15 protein-coding genes are annotated in these 16,790 nt (G+C 66.2%); 1 reads left to right on the top strand and 14 read right to left on the bottom strand.

Annotated features, from left to right (window positions below; translation table 11 throughout):
• Positions 1–416 precede the first annotated feature (416 nt).
• The 6 genes from LLS1_RS00730 to LLS1_RS00705 all read right to left on the bottom strand — a co-directional run bounded on the left by LLS1_RS00730 (position 417) and on the right by LLS1_RS00705 (position 7,471).
• A complete protein-coding gene (locus LLS1_RS00730) occupies positions 417–929 on the bottom strand; it encodes a hypothetical protein (protein ID WP_226653157.1) in 513 nt (170 codons plus the stop codon).
• On the bottom strand, positions 926–2,932 hold the full coding sequence (locus LLS1_RS00725; RefSeq protein WP_226653156.1) for a TniQ family protein: 2,007 nt from the start codon (positions 2,930–2,932) through the stop codon (positions 926–928). The genes LLS1_RS00730 and LLS1_RS00725 overlap by 4 nt, the downstream gene beginning before the upstream one ends.
• Complete coding sequence (locus tag LLS1_RS00720; RefSeq protein WP_226653155.1) at positions 2,932–4,041, bottom strand: ATP-binding protein; 1,110 nt, start codon at positions 4,039–4,041, stop codon at positions 2,932–2,934. The genes LLS1_RS00725 and LLS1_RS00720 overlap by 1 nt, the downstream gene beginning before the upstream one ends.
• Entirely contained in the window at positions 4,041–6,146 is a 2,106-nt protein-coding gene (locus LLS1_RS00715) for a Mu transposase C-terminal domain-containing protein (RefSeq protein ID WP_226653154.1), read from the bottom strand. Before LLS1_RS00715 ends, LLS1_RS00720 begins: the two co-directional genes overlap by 1 nt.
• The gene (locus tag LLS1_RS00710; RefSeq protein WP_226653153.1) at positions 6,143–7,045 is read right to left on the bottom strand and encodes a TnsA-like heteromeric transposase endonuclease subunit; all 903 of its coding nucleotides are present in this window, start codon (positions 7,043–7,045) and stop codon (positions 6,143–6,145) included. Before LLS1_RS00710 ends, LLS1_RS00715 begins: the two co-directional genes overlap by 4 nt.
• A gap of 165 nt (positions 7,046–7,210) precedes the next feature.
• Complete coding sequence (locus LLS1_RS00705; protein WP_226653152.1) at positions 7,211–7,471, bottom strand: hypothetical protein; 261 nt, start codon at positions 7,469–7,471, stop codon at positions 7,211–7,213.
• A gap of 998 nt (positions 7,472–8,469) precedes the next feature.
• Between LLS1_RS00705 and LLS1_RS00700 the strand changes: the two genes are divergently transcribed.
• Positions 8,470–9,075, top strand: a complete 606-nt coding sequence (locus LLS1_RS00700; RefSeq protein WP_226653151.1) for a hypothetical protein — start codon at positions 8,470–8,472, stop codon at positions 9,073–9,075.
• On the opposite strand, the gene LLS1_RS00695 is transcribed toward LLS1_RS00700, so the two are convergent.
• The 8 genes from LLS1_RS00695 to LLS1_RS00660 form a co-directional block, all read right to left on the bottom strand.
• Complete coding sequence (locus LLS1_RS00695; RefSeq protein WP_226653150.1) at positions 9,015–10,163, bottom strand: hypothetical protein; 1,149 nt, start codon at positions 10,161–10,163, stop codon at positions 9,015–9,017. The genes LLS1_RS00700 and LLS1_RS00695 overlap by 61 nt on opposite strands.
• Positions 10,160–11,179 (bottom strand): XRE family transcriptional regulator, encoded by a 1,020-nt coding sequence (locus tag LLS1_RS00690; RefSeq protein WP_226653588.1) that lies wholly within the window; start codon positions 11,177–11,179, stop codon positions 10,160–10,162. Before LLS1_RS00690 ends, LLS1_RS00695 begins: the two co-directional genes overlap by 4 nt.
• Before the next feature lie 237 nt (positions 11,180–11,416).
• Complete coding sequence (gene dnaB / locus LLS1_RS00685) at positions 11,417–12,793, bottom strand: replicative DNA helicase (RefSeq protein WP_223358721.1); 1,377 nt, start codon at positions 12,791–12,793, stop codon at positions 11,417–11,419.
• Positions 12,794–13,302: 509 nt separating this feature from the next.
• A complete protein-coding gene (rplI, locus tag LLS1_RS00680) occupies positions 13,303–13,755 on the bottom strand; it encodes a 50S ribosomal protein L9 (protein WP_223358722.1) in 453 nt (150 codons plus the stop codon).
• 11 nt (positions 13,756–13,766) lie between these two features.
• Positions 13,767–14,030, bottom strand: a complete 264-nt coding sequence (gene rpsR / locus LLS1_RS00675; RefSeq protein ID WP_018189012.1) for a 30S ribosomal protein S18 — start codon at positions 14,028–14,030, stop codon at positions 13,767–13,769.
• Positions 14,031–14,095: 65 nt separating this feature from the next.
• A complete protein-coding gene (locus LLS1_RS00670; protein ID WP_223358723.1) occupies positions 14,096–14,608 on the bottom strand; it encodes a single-stranded DNA-binding protein in 513 nt (170 codons plus the stop codon).
• A 4-nt stretch (positions 14,609–14,612) separates the two neighbouring features.
• The gene (gene rpsF, locus LLS1_RS00665; RefSeq protein ID WP_223358724.1) at positions 14,613–14,990 is read right to left on the bottom strand and encodes a 30S ribosomal protein S6; all 378 of its coding nucleotides are present in this window, start codon (positions 14,988–14,990) and stop codon (positions 14,613–14,615) included.
• A 303-nt stretch (positions 14,991–15,293) separates the two neighbouring features.
• Positions 15,294–16,718 carry a CCA tRNA nucleotidyltransferase gene (locus LLS1_RS00660; RefSeq protein WP_226653149.1) on the bottom strand — a complete coding sequence of 475 codons (1,425 nt, stop codon included), beginning with the start codon at positions 16,716–16,718 and terminating at the stop codon, positions 15,294–15,296.
• Positions 16,719–16,790 lie beyond the last annotated feature (72 nt).

Here is a 16,790-nt window from a genome sequence, read left to right as displayed (position 1 = left end):
CGAGCACCTGGCGCGCGACGTTCCATGCTGCTGATTCGATCTACTTCGACTTCTCCTTGTGGCTGGTACCTGCGTCCGAAGGGTTACGGCGAGAACGAACTGAGTGCCACTCGGGCTTTGATTCGACTGAGCGTAATCGTTGCGAAGATCTTGGAATGTGCGAGTTCTATTCTGTTAGATCCCTTCCAAAACCGGCGTGAGTTCGGGCGCATGGCCGACTAACTCCAGCGCCATGTCGCGAACCCTCATCTTCTCGAAATCGTCCAGGTGGCGGTGGATGATCATGTAAAGGGCGGCCGTGACGACATCGGCGTAGTCCTTCTCGCGCCGAGGCGCCGTGATCTTGCCCGTAATCCCAAGACATAGGCGAGCGCGTTGACCGCCTTGTTCACGGGCACGGCCGCGCTCTGTGCCCTTCAGGACTGAAGGAAGCTCTCGATGATGTGGACGAGCTGATTCGGGTCGCCGCCCGCGATGAGCCACTGGATGGGGGTGACGGGTTCGCCATTGATTCGGGTGCTGGACTTAGGGGTGGACATGAATGCCAGAACGCCCGCTGGGTGCCAGTCGTGGGGGAAGGCATGGCTGAGAGGGCGGAGGTGGGGGAGGACCGGACGTCCCGGCTCGTTCGTGAATTGCCACAGGGGGTAGCGAAACCTCCCATGGAGTCGGAACGCGTAGAGGTCACCGTCTGTCCGGAGTCGCGTGAGTTGGTCGTCACTGATGATGAGCCGACGGGCGGTTTCATTCTCTGATAGCGAGGCCTCCACTGCTTGCCGCCGTGTGAGATTTTCTTCGGCGGCTAGTTCGCCTCGGGCAATGCTGGCCTGTGCCTCAGCCAGTTCCTCGGGCGTGAAGTCCCCGGACCGAAGAAGGTAGTCCACCTGCTCCGGCGTCAAGGAGCTCGTCCGGTGCTGCATGTCCATCACGACGCCCCAGTCTTCCCCGGCGACGCTGATCCCTGGGGTCGCCGCGAAGCGTCGGGTCCCGTTGGAGGGAGGAGTGTGCTCCAGTCCGCCGTGGTGACTGCTTTGCCGGTGGAGGGTGGCGCGGCGTCGATCGCTCGCAGGACGCGCCTGATCGGAATTCGAAGGGCATCGCGAAGGCGATGGTGGGTGTACACCCCGTCCGAAAGCAGACTGTGGAGCAGCTCGAGGTCCAGGTCCAGGATGTCCGCTCCGGGCCAGACTCGCGTCGCCGCGGTTTCCGGTGACCAGGTTACCGGTTCGTAGATGGCGTGGTTGTGCAGGAACGCTTCACCGTACTGATCCAACGCTGCCTGCAGTTCCGCGGTCATCCGGGTGGTGAAGACGGTGTATTCGGCGGCATCATCCCGGGCTGCGGCGCGCAGTTCGGGTGGGATGGGCGTGAGTGTCAGGCGCTGCCAGAGGTAGCGGCGGGCATTCCGGTGCAGGCGTGTGTGACCGGGTGCCACTGCGATGCTCTCGGCGAGAAGGCGCCAATGCTCCTGGGGGAGAAGCTCTGCCGCAGGCAGGCTAAGCCGGCGTTGGTAGTTGATGATCGGGTCGGTCCGGTCGATAACGCCGGCGAGTTCGCTGATCCCGGCCAGCAACCGATCCGTCTGCTCCGGCGTCCCGAGCATGCGGGGCCGCAGCACCCGCGCGAGCCGGGTCTCGTCCGGGTCCGTTTCTGCCGTGCCGACCGCGCGAACGGCGGTCGCCAACGCCGCCGCCAGGGTCGGCCCGATTACCGGGCCGTCCAGGTCGAACCGACTGCACCATTCCGGCCACAGCAGGAGCGGAATTCCGGTTGCGCGTTTGTCCCCGTTCGCGCGGAGGCCGCCATGGGTGCTGACGGAGCCCCCGGAGCCGGCGGTGTCCCAAAGGATGCGTTGACCGGTGGTGAGGTCCGGGTCCAGGGATCGCAGGATTTGCTGCCGGAACCCGGTCGGCGCATGCGGCCAGCGCGCCAGGAGCTCGCGCGGGCTGCCGGGGCCGAAGCCGACATCCCGGGGCGGCCGTGCCGGCGGGCGGGTGAAGGTTGCCGACCGGATGATCTGCGCTACCGCCGATTCGTCGGAGTGGGTGAGCGTATACGCGGCTCCGATCAGGGCCGCCATCGCGTACGCGTTCTTAGGGGGACTGATTCCCACATGAGGTTCCTCATCGAACAACCCGGCAAGCGAGTCCGGGTCCATGCCGCTGAGCTCTGCGATCTCCTGGAACGCTTTCGCCCCGCGAAGACCAGTGGCAGCGGATTGCAGCAACCAGAGCAACTGCTTTTGAGCGGGCGCGCCGCGTCCCGTGAGAATGTGCTGCTGGGCGCGGAACGGGGCACTATCAGGTCGGATCGGGGTGTTATCCCACGTCTCGGTCAGTGCCGCCAGGCAGTGGATTTGACGGGTCGCTCCTCCGGGAGCGATGTTCGCCCGGCAGGTGGAGGGATCGAACGGGTCGCGGTTGCGGCTGCGCATCTCCACCAGGTCGTGGTGACACACCGGGCAGGCGTCGAGCAGGATCCGTTTATGCAGGAGACAGGCGTAGACCCAGGGGCTGCGCCAGATCAGCTGGAACACTCCCGGGGCCTCGGCGAGGCAGTCGGGGCAGTAGCGGGTGCCGGCCTGCCACGTCCACATTCCGTCCTTGAGAACGGTAGCGGAGGTGAGATCCTCACGGGTGCGGTTGAGCCAGATCAGTTTTCCATCCTGGCTCTCCATCGTGGCCTCGTGCAGGCGCGCCCGGGGGAGCCCTGTGGCGTAAGCCAGAGCCTGGGCGGGTTCCGCATACAGCCGGGTGCCGAGGGTGGAGATCATCTCCACGCCAAAATGGGCAAGCCCCATGGCATCGATGAGCGCGCCGCGGGAGACCCCGAAGATGTCCCACGCCCACCGGCTGATCGCGCTCTGCAGCCACTCACCTTGGTGCAGGGTGACCGGCGCGCCGAGAAGCCGGCCGGGGGCGGCGGCGTTCATCAGGGTTCGCAGATCACCGGATAGGCGCCGGCGTCGAAGAGTGCCATCCGTTGGACGCGCTGTCGTTCGACCTCGTATTCCAGGTCGATGGAGTCGAGCATGGTGCGGGTGATCGTCTCGGAGCCGGTGTCGATGGCGTATGCCGCCGCCAGGTTGATCATCAGCACCAGCGAGTTGAAGTATCCCTGCGTGCGCGCATACATGTAGAGCCCGAACTGGTCGGTGAGCCAGCCGTCGCTGGTCGGGGCGTTCGCGAGCCGGAGCCGGCATTCGAACGCGTAGACAAGGTCGAGCCAGTTCTCTTTTTGCTGTCGGGTGCTCACCTCGAGTTTGGGGACCTCGACGCGGATCCACCGCCCGCGGGAGTTGCGGGCGGCCACTTCGACCGCGGGGGTTCCTGCTCCGTTCAGCACCCAGTCGACGTCGGTGCCCGCGAGGATGACACGCAACCCGAAGTTGGACATCCAGCGGATGATGTTGTGCACGTCGCGGCCGGTCTTGCCGTCGAAGTTCACATGCTGGATCTCGTCGATGATGATCAGCTGCACCCCGCATTGTTGGATGGCTCGTTCGAGGCCGCGTTGCGGGTTGGTGTCTGATGGCCAGGAGAGGGCGTCGCACAACAGCCGCATCAGGTCGAAGCGGGTCATCGGTCCGCGCAGGTGTACGTAAAGGACCGGCCGGAACGTCGCCAGTGGTGGGGCGTGTCCGTCTTCCAGGGCGAGGCTGCGGTGGAGCGCGAGGCGGCGGATCTCATCGCCGGCGTGGGTACGCAGGATCATGGTCTTTCCCACCCCTGGCTCACCGTTCAGGATGAGGATGTCCTGTTGGTGCATGTCCGAGTCGATGGCAGAGTTTGCCATCAAGCGCAGACGGCTCATCACGTCGGTGACGACCGGGGTTTCCAGGAGCGGCATCATCCGCAAGTACCGGGTGCGCTGCATGCGATACCGCTCCCGCACCCGGAGTTCCATCACCTCCAACTGTTCCGGTGTGCAGGTGCCCGGGTCGGGGACGTTGGTGGCGAAGACCTCGTCGATCCACTCCCGGTCCCGCGCGGTCAGCAATTGCAGATGAGAATGATCGGTGTGCTCGGCGGTCGGCGGCATCAGAATCGGTCCTGCGAGTACGGGCGTAGCGCGCGACGCCGGCGGGGCGGTGCTGGCGCGATCACGGTCGGTTCTGCCTGGGCGGTGTGGGCTTCCGGCTCGTCCTCGACGAGGCTGAGCGCGGAATCGGGTGAGGACCCGGCGGCCGGTGGGAGGGCGAGCGTGGCAGGGGCGTCGATCGCCACCGTCTGGGTGAGGTGGCCGGCGTTGGTGCGCATCAGGTCGTCGGCGAGATCGTCGTGGCGGATGGCTTCGAGGGCCTGTCCGTCGTCGTAGGCGCCGGAGAAGATCTGCACCAGAGCGCGTTCGGCCTGCTGGCTGCTGATTTTCTTGTCGGCGAACTGCTCGACCACGTGGTTGGTGTGGAACTCACCGAAGCGTGGGGTCGTGTCGGTGAGGTAGTGCCACCGCAACGGGTGCAGTGTCCCGTCGGCCTCGAAACACCAGGTGATGCGCAGATCGAACGGGTCGTAGAACACGCGGAGGCTTCCGGTCTCCATCACCAGCGGATCGCCCTGCATCCGCCGCAAAAGGGGGCTGGTGTAGTTCAGCCGCCGCACCCGCACCCGGCTGGGGGAGATCTTCGCGGTCACGGAGGGTAGGAACCGGACCCAGTCGTATTGGTAGTGGATGTCGGGGATCGCCCCGGCCCGGGCGGCGAGGATGCCGTACATCACGTACGGGCTCAGACGTGCGAACGGGTCGTCGTACAGGACCAGACCCTCGTGGGTTCGGTGGTTGTACAAGTCGATGCACTGCCGCATGCGCCGCTCGAATTCGCTCGGTGACATCAGCTGCTCGTTCTGCGGATTCTGCCCTTTCTCATGCACGGAGCCGCCGGTGAATCCGGGCATCTGCGCTTCGAACATGTCTTTGACGGTTCGGAAGACTCGTTCCACTTGGGGTTTGTCGGTGGGACTGTAGGAGCGTTGCGGTTCGTAGTGGATACCAAGCCGGGCCATCTGCGCGGTGACGTAGGTGGACACGTATGGTTTGCCGTTATCGACCACGACTCCCTCCGGGTGGAACGCGGTCGAGTAGAAGGAGACGAACGCCGAGGGTTTCCCGATGAACGGTTGCGCCGTGTCGCTGCCCCATTCGGCGGCCAGCGCCGCGGTTTTTGGTCGCAGCACATCCGCCAGGCACAGGCCGATCGCGAACTTGGTGGTGCTGTGGGTGATCGCCATCCCGACGATGCACCGGCTGGCCAGGTCAATGGCCAGGGTGACATCCAACCGGAACTTCTTGCGTGTTCGGGGATCTTGAACCCACACATTCGACGTCGTCGTGTCGAACAGGACAAGCTCGCCCGGACGGGTGGCCAACCGGGTCAGTGCGGCGGATTCGGGGATGTTGAGTTCGGAGATCCGGTTCTTGGCGCTGGCTCCCAGGTGCGACCAGCCGGCACGCAGCTCCTTCACGCGTCGCCGCAACGTGGCGATCGACGGCAGTTCCAGGGTGGGAAGCGCCCGTGCGCAATGGATCTGGAATGCACGCACCAAGGCGGTATCGGATTTCGTCGACTTCAGCGCGTGGTCGTTCAAGAAGGTGAGCAGCGCGTCGACCACCTCGTCCCGGGTGTGCCAGCTGCGCGGCCGTTGGTACCGTCCATCCAGCAGGTTCTGGCCGTCCTCCCACCGTTTCATGATCCGCTGCAACCGCCGCATCTCCGTGTCGACGGTCACCGTGAACCCTTTCCGGCTGCCTTTGGTGCGCGGCTGCTGCGCCATCAGCACCGCCAGCCGACGCCGACGCACCCCCAGGGGGGTGTAGGCCGGGTCCAGGTCGCGGGGTGGCTTGTCGGTATCCGGCTGGTCGATGCGCCGGCCGGTGAGCATGATGTGCAGCAACTCGGAATCCTCCGTCAACCGCGCCCGGGCGGCGGGGGAGAGGCGTTTCTCGATTTCGTGCAGGTGCCCCAGATCTGCCGGGGCGCCCTCCCCACGCAGCACTGCGGCGACCTCCGCCGCTGGCACTTCGCGTACCCGTGAACCGTCGAGGTCTGAGACGGTGACCATCGCCCCGACCTTGCGGATCACCGCCCGTTCGCCCAGCCACCCGAACTCAATGCCCTGCCGGATCCAGTGCACGTCACTTGGGCTCACAGCAGCACCGAATCCGCGCTGAACGGGGTGAGCAGATCAGCGTCCAGGTGGTGCTCCCACAGCATCCGCCGCACAACGGTCAAAACGACCGGCGCCGGGACTTGCTCACCACGGGTCACCGTCTCGACCAGATCCCGCACACGTACGCCGGGACGACGGGCCGCGAGCACGGCCGGCTCAAGCTGGGCCAGCATCTGCTGCGGGACGCGCGCGGCCGCAAACAGCGCCAGATTGCTGGTCACCACCGAGGGCGCATCCGTCCACACCACATGGCGGATCCCCGCCACCCGGAGGGCCTGCTCGACGGCGGCATGACGACGCACCGCCTCTGGTGTCAGAGCCGCGGACGGCCACTTCACATCGACGACGACGACGATGCCGCTTCGACCGATGAGGACGAAGTCGGGTGTGTGCGAATCGAACTCGTGTCCGGGCGGGAAATCGATCGTGAACGGTTGCGCCGCAATGTGCACCACATCCTCGTTCCAGTCCGCCAGGATCGCGAACCGTCGCTCGTGCTGCGACTCGCACGAGATCAAGTCGCCGACGGTGCGGCTGAAGAAGGCGACCGGCTTGTTTGGCTGGCCGTGTCGGCGGGAGAAGTCCCGCATCGGGTGGCAGTGCACCAGGTCCTCCAGCCCCAGGTGACCGACGCTGCGTCCGTACGCGGTCCGCCCGTCCCGGGACAGCAGGATCCGGATGCCGGTCTCATGCGGCTGCCGCTGCGGCAATCGAATACGCCGTGGACCTTTCACCGGCCGGAACAGCCGCGCCCGACGACCTTCGCCCTGCACAATCTCGGCATGTAGCAGCGCGAGCGCGTTCTGCAACTCCACCGGCATCGGCGTGCGAGCGCCACCCTGCGCAATCGCCGCCTCCCACGATTCCGCCGGTGACATGCGGCCAACAGTGGAGAGGACTCGATCCGGGCCCAGGCTGAGCGTCCCCATCAGTGACTGCCGACGTCGTGGAGACGGGAATTAACACTCTGGAGAACAGCCCACATGTCTACATAGTAAGCTTCACCAACTATTAAGCAAACTAAGCAAGCATAAGCATGCTTGTCATGTGGCTTGCCGGTTGTGCCGGGCGGTGCGGACCCAGTTGGAGACGGCCGTCTGACTGGCACCGACAGCCTCGCCGATCTTCGCGGTGGTCAACCCGATCTCGTTGGCCTCCAGCATCAATTCCAACCGGCGTTCGGCCAGCTCCCGGATCTGCAGCTCCGTCACGCGAAGTTGCTCCAGAATCTCCGCCGCGCGGGCTTCGTCGCTGACGATCTTGCGGGGTTTCCGTGTGCGCCGAGGAGGCAAGGGTGATGTCATGTGTGCGTCATTCCGTTCCTTTGGGCGAGTGCCGGACCGGCGGTTGCAACGCATGCAGGCGCGTGAAATGATCCGACACGAGACTCGTTCGGATCCGAGGGCCACTCTTCGATTGCAACGGGCATCACGCGCGACCCGCTAGTCGCGCTCAGAACCGTCAACGGCGACGGCGACGACGCATGCCCATCAGCCATCGTAGCCACTCACCTCCATCACGCCCACGAAGCGTGCCACCCGAACTCGCATTTCGCTCATCTACGAGCATATTTGAGTCGAGCGTGGTCGGGTCCTCCGAGCGACCGGCGCGCCCGCGCGGGAGGTCACGCCAGACGGGCGTGGATGTGCCTTGAGATGAACGCGCAGCGCAACCGGGACGGACCCTCACCCCTCCGGGTGGGTCTCCGGATCCGACTTCTGTGGACCAGTGACCGATGAGGTTGTCACCAGGTCGGCCAATGTGCGCAGAACCGCGACAACCTCTCCACGCCTTCCCTCGGCAGCCGCCGCCCGCACAAGCTCGTCGAAGGCACGCTGGATGGCCACCGGAATTCGTGTTCTCGGCATGTCGACTCCTCGCCTTCCCCGTGGGTTTAGTCGCTGAACCAGTCGACCCTCGATCAGGCGGGATTTCCAGACGCGGCTTGTGGGCCACCATACGCGCGACCTGCTCGTGCGAGCAGCTCGGCCGGTGTTTCCCGAGGGTGGACGCTGTTCGCCGCGAGCCGTGCTCCCCCTCGGGCAGCGTTCACTCCGGCACGGGCGTGGCCAGGGGTCCACGCCGCACAGCGGCGGATCCTCGGGCTTGGTCGAACTGCCTTCGACCGGGTAGAACGGTACAAGCAGGTCTCGTAGGGCGCTTCTGGGCGCCGGGAGCCTGGTTGAGATCGCACGCACACCGGGAGGGAGAGGGCCACATGACACGTCCCCCCACCGGTCTGGCGTACGAGAGGGAACAGGTGGGGGCTGTCCCTGGCATGCTTCGAACGCGATGGCGGGGCGTGGATTTTTCGCTGCGATACGCCATTGAAACGGGTGAGGACACGCGCCGGAGCACGGCCGGGATCGGTGCCATCGTTGATGTCGCCGTGTTGGAGACCGCCCTGTCGGTGCCCACCGCGGAGATCGGTCTGCTCGAATGCGGCGCCCGCACGGACCTTGCCTCGGTGTTGGCGTCCACCCTGATCAGTGCGGTGCACGACGTGGACGAGATGGTCTGGGCGCATCGTGTCGGCGCTGTTCCTCTCACCCCGGTCGAGGCGGTCATCCCTGCGCGGCGCCTGGATGAGGGTCTCACTCGTGCCGAGAGGCTCGCCGGCTACGCCGCCCGCACGGTTCTCCTGCCGCCAGGCAGCCGACCGACAGACCGCATGTTGACCGAGGCCGGCTGTTATGGTCTCGGCGTCTGTGTCGGTGACACGGCCGAGAGGTGCACGTCGCTGATTGCCCCCATACCGATGCGGGTGCACCGGGTGTCGCCCGAGTGGTGGCTGTTCGTGGAAAACATGTATCGGGAGCACCTGGTCACCACCGGTGATCCGCGCGCTCAGACCAGTTCGTTGAACCAGTTCTCGATATCAGCGCGCGGCTTCAGCCTGGGCCGCTGAGCCTCCAGCTTGAAGCGCTCCATCGCCTGCACCGCGGTGAGGATGCGTTGCCGCCACCACTCCCGCGCTCCCGCGGGGTCCGTCAACATGGCACGGCTGTCGGCGAGGAACGCGTCCACGTTGTGGAGGTTCCCAGCGAGGATGTCCGCTGGGGTGTCCCGGAACCGATCCGGGGCGGCACCCTTGCACCCCCCGCAGGTGCATCCTGCCGCGGGCACCGTCGTGAAGTAGGTCGCCCGCAAGAAATCGGATTTTCCCCACATCATCAGATCCGGGACGAACACCTGCGGGTGCTTGTTCTCCGGGCTGCGGGAGAAGTCGCCCTCCACGGAGATGTGACGCAGGCTCGCGCGGAAGCCGATGACGGCCGCCGCTGCCCCGTGCGCGACGGCGCCCAGCCCGTTGTGGTCGGTGCGCCACGCGATCGCGTTCGGGACCTGCTCGAACAGCGACCGGTACCCATGCAAGCAGGCTGCGTCATCCAGTGCGTTTCCCTTGTTGTTCAGCGCGACCGCGACCGGGTGCGTGCTCTGCCGCACGATGGCGATGAACTGCTTCAGGTGGCTGCCACGCAGCCACGACCAGTCCGCCGGAACCACAAGCATGACATCCCGCAAGGAGAGCTCGTTCGCCTCGGCGACCGCGGACCGCAACGGTCCGGCGTCGCCCGGAGCGAGGTACCCCATCGGCAGCACGGCGAGCGTTGCTCCCTGATCCAGCTGCGCCTGAGCGATCTCGGCCAGACTCGCGGCCGGCAAGCCGCTGAGCTGGTCGTCAGCGTCCGGCATCGCGAACGGCCGCTCGAGGGTGGCGGTGTAGTCCTGGTAGACCTTGGGGTCGGCGATGAGCGGCATTTTCGGGTAGGTGGCGCGGAGTCGGCGCAGCTGACCAGCGGCCTCACTCCCGGTAAGCACGATGCCCGTCCCACTGCCGCGGAGGTGCGCGGCGACCGCGTAGGCGTCCTCGCCCGCAGCGAAGAGAACCTTCCCGCGGATCTCTTCGATCCCGCGGTTCGGGGTGGAAGGTGCGCCGCGGCGGGAGGGGTCGTGTCCGATCTGGTTGAGGGTGATCGTCTGGGCGGGTGTCATCGTGCCTCCACATAAGTTCGGGTGAAGCTGTCGGCACTCATCCCGGCGCGGGCGGCGATCTCGCCGAGGGTATCCCCACGCGCGATGAGCTGGTCGATGGTTCGAGTAATCAGGGTGGGACGCTCCGGCGGGATCGGGAGCGGTTCGCGTCGGTGCATTCCCGTGCTGCTGAGCTGGATGTTGAACGACCGGTACTCGCGCTCGGTCATAAGACCGAGGTCCCGAGCGCGCCGTGCGAGGGCAGCGATCGAAACACCCCACCGGGACTTGAGTGCGGTCAAGGATGACAGAGTGGGATTCACCAGCTCGCTCCTCGCCATCGAAACCGGCATGAGGAAGGCGCTGGCAAACTGGTCAGCCTCCGCTTCCTGGTCATCACCCGTCCCGTCGTGCATGATCGCGTGGCCGAGCTCGTGAGCGAGAGTGAACCGTTGCCGCTCGCCCGGCGCGTGGGTGGAGACCATCACAATCGGTGCGCCATCCTCCGGCCAGCCCCCGATCGCGTCGAGCTTCACCGTGTCCAGCTCCACCGGAACCACCATCACGCCGGCCCGCTCTAACACCTCCGTCATGCTCTCAATCGGCTCCGAGCCCAATCCGAGCCCGCGGCGCAATTCCATCGCCCGATCCTCCGGACTGTACGTGCCATCAGCAGGCAGCGGACGAAACTCCAACTGCAACCCCGGTAACGCCTCGCCGATCGCGCGCCGCAACTGAAAACGACGTACAGCCGCCTCAGCACGAATCTGCCGATCCGACTTCACCGGCAAACTCGCCCGCTTGCGATGGAACACCCGCGCCGAAGAAAACTCACCGCTCTTCTCCGCAAGCACCTCCGGCAAAACCTCCAGCTCAGCAGCCAACCAACCAGCGTCCGAAACACGGAGCAGCTCGGTGCCCTGCTCCACACGAGAGAGACGGCTCTGGGCCATGCCGACAGCTTCCGCCAGCCCGGCCTGCGAGAAGCCGCGGGCTGTTCGGAGCATGGAGAGCGTCTCCCCATTTACGACCAGCATGTTATCCACAGGAGCAACCTAACACACAGAAAACAATCTCGCGTTTCATCTGCGAAATAATTCCGGGCGTGTCGCCAGTCCGACACACGGCTGCCAGGACACGAACCGAAGACGGCCCGACATCGTGGGCAGCATAAGGATGGCGCTCGGCGCAGGAACCGCGCAATCTGTCGCGCCGGACATGCGGCGACAAATTGTGAGAGCCAGCGACACTTTCCATGGTCCGTTCACAACCGACTAGACCGGAGCCATGTCCGTGAAGCGGGAGTACATGCCCTGGAAGGCGACGGTGACGGTCTTGGTGGGGCCGTTTCGGTGCTTGGCGACGATGAGGTCGGCCTCGCCGGCGCGGGGGTTGTCCTTCTCGTAGGCGGATTCGCGGTGGAGGAGGATGACCATGTCGGCGTCCTGCTCGATGGAGCCGGACTCGCGGAGGTCGCTCAAGGCGGGGAGCTTGTCGGCGCGCTGCTCGGGGCCGCGGTTCAGCTGCGAGAGGGCGATGACGGGCACCTGGAGCTCCTTGGCGAGGAGCTTGAGGGCGCGGGAGAACTCGCTGACCTCCTGCTGGCGGCTCTCGACGCGCTTTCCGCTCGTCATGAGCTGAAGGTAGTCGATGACGACCATCTTGAGTCCGACGCGCTGCTTGAGTCGGCGGCACTTGGCGCGGATCTCGACAAGCGTCATGTTCGGGCTGTCGTCGATGTAGAGCGGAGCGTCGTTGATGCGGCCGCGGGTGGCGGCGATGGTGGTCCAATCGCGGTTGTCGACCGTTCCCTTGCGCATGTGCTGGAGGGGGACGGTCGCCTCCGCCGAGAGGAGGCGCATCGCGATCTCGCTCCGCCCCATCTCGAGGGAGAAGAAGATCGTGGGGAGGTCGTGCTTGATCGCGGCGGCGCGCGCGAAGTCGAGGGCGAGGGTCGACTTTCCGAGCGCTGGTCGCGCGGCGACGATCACCATCTGGCCGGGGTGCAGGCCGTTCGTCAGCTCGTCGAGCTCGGTGAACCCGGTCGGGACGCCGGTCATCGACCCGTCCTTGTGCTTGGCCGCCTCGATCTCGTCGATGGCGACGGTGACGGCCTCCGTCAGCGGGACGTAGTCCTCCGCCTCCTGCGCACCCGTCACGGAGTAGATCTCCGCCTGCGCGTTGTTGACGAGGTCGAGCACCTCTCCCTCGGCCTTGTAGCCCATCTGCGTGATGCGGGTGCCCGCCTCGACCAGTCGGCGCAGGAGCGCTTTCTCGGTGACGATGTTGGCGTAGTACCCGGCGTTGGCGGCGGTCGGCACGAGGCTGGTCAGCGTGTGGAGGTACTCGGCGCCGCCGGCGCGCGAGAGTTCGCCGAGCTTGGTGAGCTCGTCCGTGACGGTGATGACGTCCGTCGGCTCGCCGTGCGAGTAGAGAGACAGGATCGCGTCGTAGATGATCTCGTGCTTGGGGATGTAGAAGTCCGTACCGCGCACGACCTCGACCACGTCGGCGACGGCGTCCTTGCTGAGCAGCATGCCGCCGAGGGCGCTCTGCTCGGCGAGGAGGTCGTGCGGGGGAGTGCGCTCCGCGTTCCGCGGCTCGGTCGCGGGGGCACCGCCGTCGGCGAGGCCGATGTGAGCGATCGACACGTGCACTCCTCTTCTCTGCCGCTGTCCACGCACGCGTGGACACGTCTCAGCTTCGCCGCCCGGTGCGGCTCCGGGTGCAGGCTCGCCGCGGATGTCGTGACCGGATCCTGCGGCTCGCGGATCTCGCGCCGCAGTCCGATCGTCCTGCCGACCACCGACAGAACCGGTCCATCCGGCGGGCGATCCATCGGCGTCGCTTCACCCTACGAACCCGCTGGGTCATCCACAACTCAGCCTGTGGATAACTATGTGAAGAAACTGCGCGAAACGCCGCGGAGCTTGTGCAGAACATGTGGGAAAAACTGTGGAGAGAGAAGATATTTCTCTGAGGAAATAGGCCCTGACCAGCCCTTAAGCTTTCCCCAGGGTGTGTGTAAAAACTACTTCGTTCGCTGTGGTGTTTGCTGTGGCCCGGGCGAGTCGACCTGTGTACAAGAGCGGTGAAAATCTCCCTTAACGAGGTGTAGCGGCGGGCCACCGCCCGCCGCTACACTGACTCTTTTTCGCGCCTACTTGGCAGCGACCACCTGAAGGGTGATGACGGCCGAGAGGTCCTCGTGCAGGCGCACGGTGGCCTCGTGGTCGCCCACGACCTTGATGGCGTTGGGGATCTCGATCTTGCGCTTGTCGAGCTCGCCGATGCCCGCCGCCTTGACGGCGTCGGCGACATCGCCGGTCTTGACCGAGCCGAACAGACGGCCCTCGCGGCCCGCCTTCACGACCAGCTTGACCTTGGTCGCCTCGAGCTTGGCCTTGAGGTCCTGAGCGGCCTCGACGGTGTGCAGCTCGCGAGCGGCCCGGGCCGCCTTGATCTGCTCGACCTGCTTCTCGCCACCGCGGGTCCACGCGATCGCGAAGCCCTGCGGGACGAGGTAGTTGCGCGCGTAGCCGTTCTTGACGTCGACGACGTCACCGGCCGAACCGAGGCCGGTGACCTCGTGCGTCAGAATCACTTTCGACATGGGGGTTCTCCTTAACGGCCCGAGCCGGCGTAGGGGAGAAGAGCCATCTCGCGCGCGTTCTTGACGGCGCGGGCGATCAGGCGCTGCTCCTGGACGGAGACACCGGTGATGCGACGGGCGCGGATCTTTCCACGCTCCGAGATGAACTTCCGCAGGGTTGCGACGTCCTTGTAGTCAATGACGCCGACGCGAACGGACTTCGCAGGAGCGGCGTTCTTGCCGTCCTTGCCCTTGCGGATCGGCTTGCGGCGGTCGCCGCTCGACTTTCCAGCCATGATTTCCTTTGCTTTTCCGCCCATCCCGGCCGAACCGGGAGGGCTGATGAATGTAAGAGGGCCCTTTAGAAGGGGGTCTCGTCGTTGTAGGAACCGGGAGTGTTCCAGACGTCGGCGCCCGCGGACGGGTCTGCGGGGGCGGAGGCGGCCCAGGGCTCCTCGACAGCGGGAGCACCGCCACCGAATCCGCCGGCGGCACGACCGCCGCCGGACGACTGAGCACGGGTCACCTGAGCGGTGGCGTAGCGCAGCGACGGCCCGATCTCATCGATCTCGAGCTCGATGGACGTGCGCTTCTCGCCTTCCTTCGTCTCGTAGGAACGCTGCTTGAGCCGCCCCTGAGCGATGACGCGGGACCCCTTGGTCAGCGAGCCCGCGACGTGCTCGGCGAATTCACGCCAGACGCTCGCCCGGAGGAACAGAGCCTCTCCGTCCTTCCACTCGTTCGCCTGACGGTCGAACGTGCGCGGAGTGGACGCGATCGTGAAGTTGGCGACGGCCAGCCCGTTCTGCGTGTAACGCAGCTCGGGGTCGGCCGTGAGGTTGCCCACCACGGTGATGACGGTCTCGCCGGCCATCGGACTAGGCGCCGGCCTTCTCGGTGCCGGCGGAGGCGGCCTTGCGGGCAGCCTTCTCGTCGGCGCGCTTCTGAGCGGCGGCGACCTGGGCGATGGCCTCCTCGGCGCGGAGCACCTTGGTGCGCATGACGGCCTCGCTGAGCTTCAGCTGGCGGTCGAGCTCCTTGGTGGTGTCGCCGTTCGCGGTCAGCTGGACGACGGCGTAGATGCCCTCGGACTTCTTGTTGATCTCATAGGCCAGGCGACGGCGACCCCAGATGTCGACGCTGTCGATCGTTCCACCGTCGTTACGAACGACGTTGAGGAACTTGTCAAGGCTGGGAGCAACGGTGCGCTCATCGATCTCGGGATCGAGGATGACCATCAGCTCGTACTGATGCATGACTAACCCACCTCCTCTGGTCTCAGCGGCTGCAGACGTTCTGCAGCAGGAGGGTTGTACATCGGTCGCGCGGGCAGACTTCTGCCCAGGCAACTTTCCAAGGGTACCCGACGGCGCGTCATCCCGCCAGCCGGGAGCCGGCTCGCAGAGTGCCGGCTTGCGGAGTGTGGAGGTGCGGGAGGCGGGGGAGTCGAGGAGCTTCGTCATGTCCCCAGCCTCGATGCGCCGGCCCGCCGCCGTCGGCCTTCGACCGGAACAGTGGAGAAGTCGGCGCGCGGCGTGCGCTGTGAATGGGGCGATGCGTCAGCGGGCGCCCCACCAGTCGAGCAGACGACGCGTTGCCTCCTCCTCGCCCAACGGCCCCTCGTCGAGCCGTAGATCGAGCAGGAACTTCATCGCCTGGCCCACCTCGCGCCCCGGCGTGATGCCGAGCACACGCATCACCTGCTGGCCGTCGAGGTCCGGACGCACCGCATCCAGCTCCTCCTGCTCCTTCAGCTCCCGGATGCGCTGCTCGAGGTCGTCGTACGCGAACCCCAGACGGTCGGCCTTGCGGCGGTTGCGCGTGGTCACGTCGGCACGCGTCAGCATGTGGAGGCGTTCGAGCTGCTCGCCCGCGTCCCGCACGTAGCGGCGCACCGCGGAGTCCGTCCAGTGGGCGTCGGTGTAGCCGAAGAAGCGGAGGTGCAGCTCGATCAGCCGCGCGACCGCGTCGATCGTCGCCTTGTCGAAGCGCAGTGCGGTCAGCCGCTTCCTGGCGAGCTTCGCACCCACGACGTCGTGGTGGTAGAAGCTCACGGCGCCGCCCGGCTCGAACCGCCTGGTCGCCGGCTTGCCGATGTCGTGCAGGATGGCCGCGAGACGCAGGACGAGATCGGGGGCTTCGCCCGGATGACGCTCCTTTTCGTATCCGATGGCCTGCTCCAGGACGGTCAGGCTGTGCTGATACACGTCTTTGTGGTGGTGGTGCTCGTCCACTTCGAGCCGCAGCGCGGGCACCTCCGGCAGCACCTCGTCGGCGAGCCCGGTCTGGACCAGCAGCTCGATGCCGGCCCGTGGATCATCCGCGGTGAGGAGCTTGGAGAGCTCGTCGCGCACGCGCTCGGCGCTGATGATGCGGATGCGATCGGCCATGCGACCCATGGCGCCGACGGTCTCGTCGTCGACGACGAACCCGAGCTGTGCGGCGAACCGCGCCGCGCGGAGCATGCGCAGCGGATCGTCGCCGAACGACACCTCCGGGGTCGACGGGGTCGTGATCCGCCGCTCGAGCAAGTGCTCCACACCGCCCGACGGATCGACGAGCCGGACGTCGGGCACGCGGAGGGCCAGCGCGTTCACGGTGAAGTCGCGGCGCAGGAGGTCGCCCTCCAGCGAGTCGCCGAAGACCACGTCGGGCTTGCGCGTCTCGCCGTCGTAGCTGTCGCTGCGATAGGTCGTGATCTCGACGGTGTCGTCGCCGAACCGCGCCCCGATGGTGCCGAACTGCCGGCCGATGTCCCAGACCGCGTCCGCGAGCGGGGAGACGATCTTCAGGATGTCGTCGGGGCGCGCGTCCGTCGTGAAGTCGAGATCGTGCACGGACCGGCCCAGCAGCGCGTCGCGAACGGGGCCGCCGACGAGGGCCAGCTCGTGGCCGGAGGCCGCGAACAGGGAGGCGACCCGGCTGACCGTGGGCGACGCCGCGAGGTCGCCGAGACGTTCGAGGGATTCGGCGACGCTCTGCATGGTGACCTAGTTTACGGGCGTGCTCGCCGGGCTCTCAGGGGGTGGCATCTAGAATCGTGGTCATGGAGGCCG

Source organism: Leifsonia sp. LS1, assembly GCF_020521355.1.
Taxonomy (GTDB): Bacteria; Actinomycetota; Actinomycetes; order Actinomycetales; family Microbacteriaceae; genus Leifsonia.
This window is presented reverse-complemented; position numbering and strand designations above follow the sequence as displayed.

Bases quoted from the DNA above. Each gene is read 5' to 3' on its own strand.
- LLS1_RS00725 (WP_226653156.1), bottom strand. From the start codon at position 2,932: ATGAACGCCGCCGCCCCCGGCCGGCTTCTCGGCGCGCCGGTCACCCTG.
- LLS1_RS00720 (WP_226653155.1), bottom strand. From the start codon at position 4,041: ATGCCGCCGACCGCCGAGCACACCGATCATTCTCATCTGCAATTGCTG.
- LLS1_RS00710 (WP_226653153.1), bottom strand. From the start codon at position 7,045: ATGTCACCGGCGGAATCGTGGGAGGCGGCGATTGCGCAGGGTGGCGCT.
- LLS1_RS00705 (WP_226653152.1), bottom strand. From the start codon at position 7,471: ATGACATCACCCTTGCCTCCTCGGCGCACACGGAAACCCCGCAAGATC.
- LLS1_RS00695 (WP_226653150.1), bottom strand. From the start codon at position 10,163: ATGACACCCGCCCAGACGATCACCCTCAACCAGATCGGACACGACCCC.
- LLS1_RS00690 (WP_226653588.1), bottom strand. From the start codon at position 11,179: ATGCTGGTCGTAAATGGGGAGACGCTCTCCATGCTCCGAACAGCCCGC.
- rplI (WP_223358722.1), bottom strand. From the start codon at position 13,755: ATGTCGAAAGTGATTCTGACGCACGAGGTCACCGGCCTCGGTTCGGCC.
- rpsR (WP_018189012.1), bottom strand. From the start codon at position 14,030: ATGGCTGGAAAGTCGAGCGGCGACCGCCGCAAGCCGATCCGCAAGGGC.
- LLS1_RS00670 (WP_223358723.1), bottom strand. From the start codon at position 14,608: ATGGCCGGCGAGACCGTCATCACCGTGGTGGGCAACCTCACGGCCGAC.
- rpsF (WP_223358724.1), bottom strand. From the start codon at position 14,990: ATGCATCAGTACGAGCTGATGGTCATCCTCGATCCCGAGATCGATGAG.
- LLS1_RS00660 (WP_226653149.1), bottom strand. From the start codon at position 16,718: ATGCAGAGCGTCGCCGAATCCCTCGAACGTCTCGGCGACCTCGCGGCG.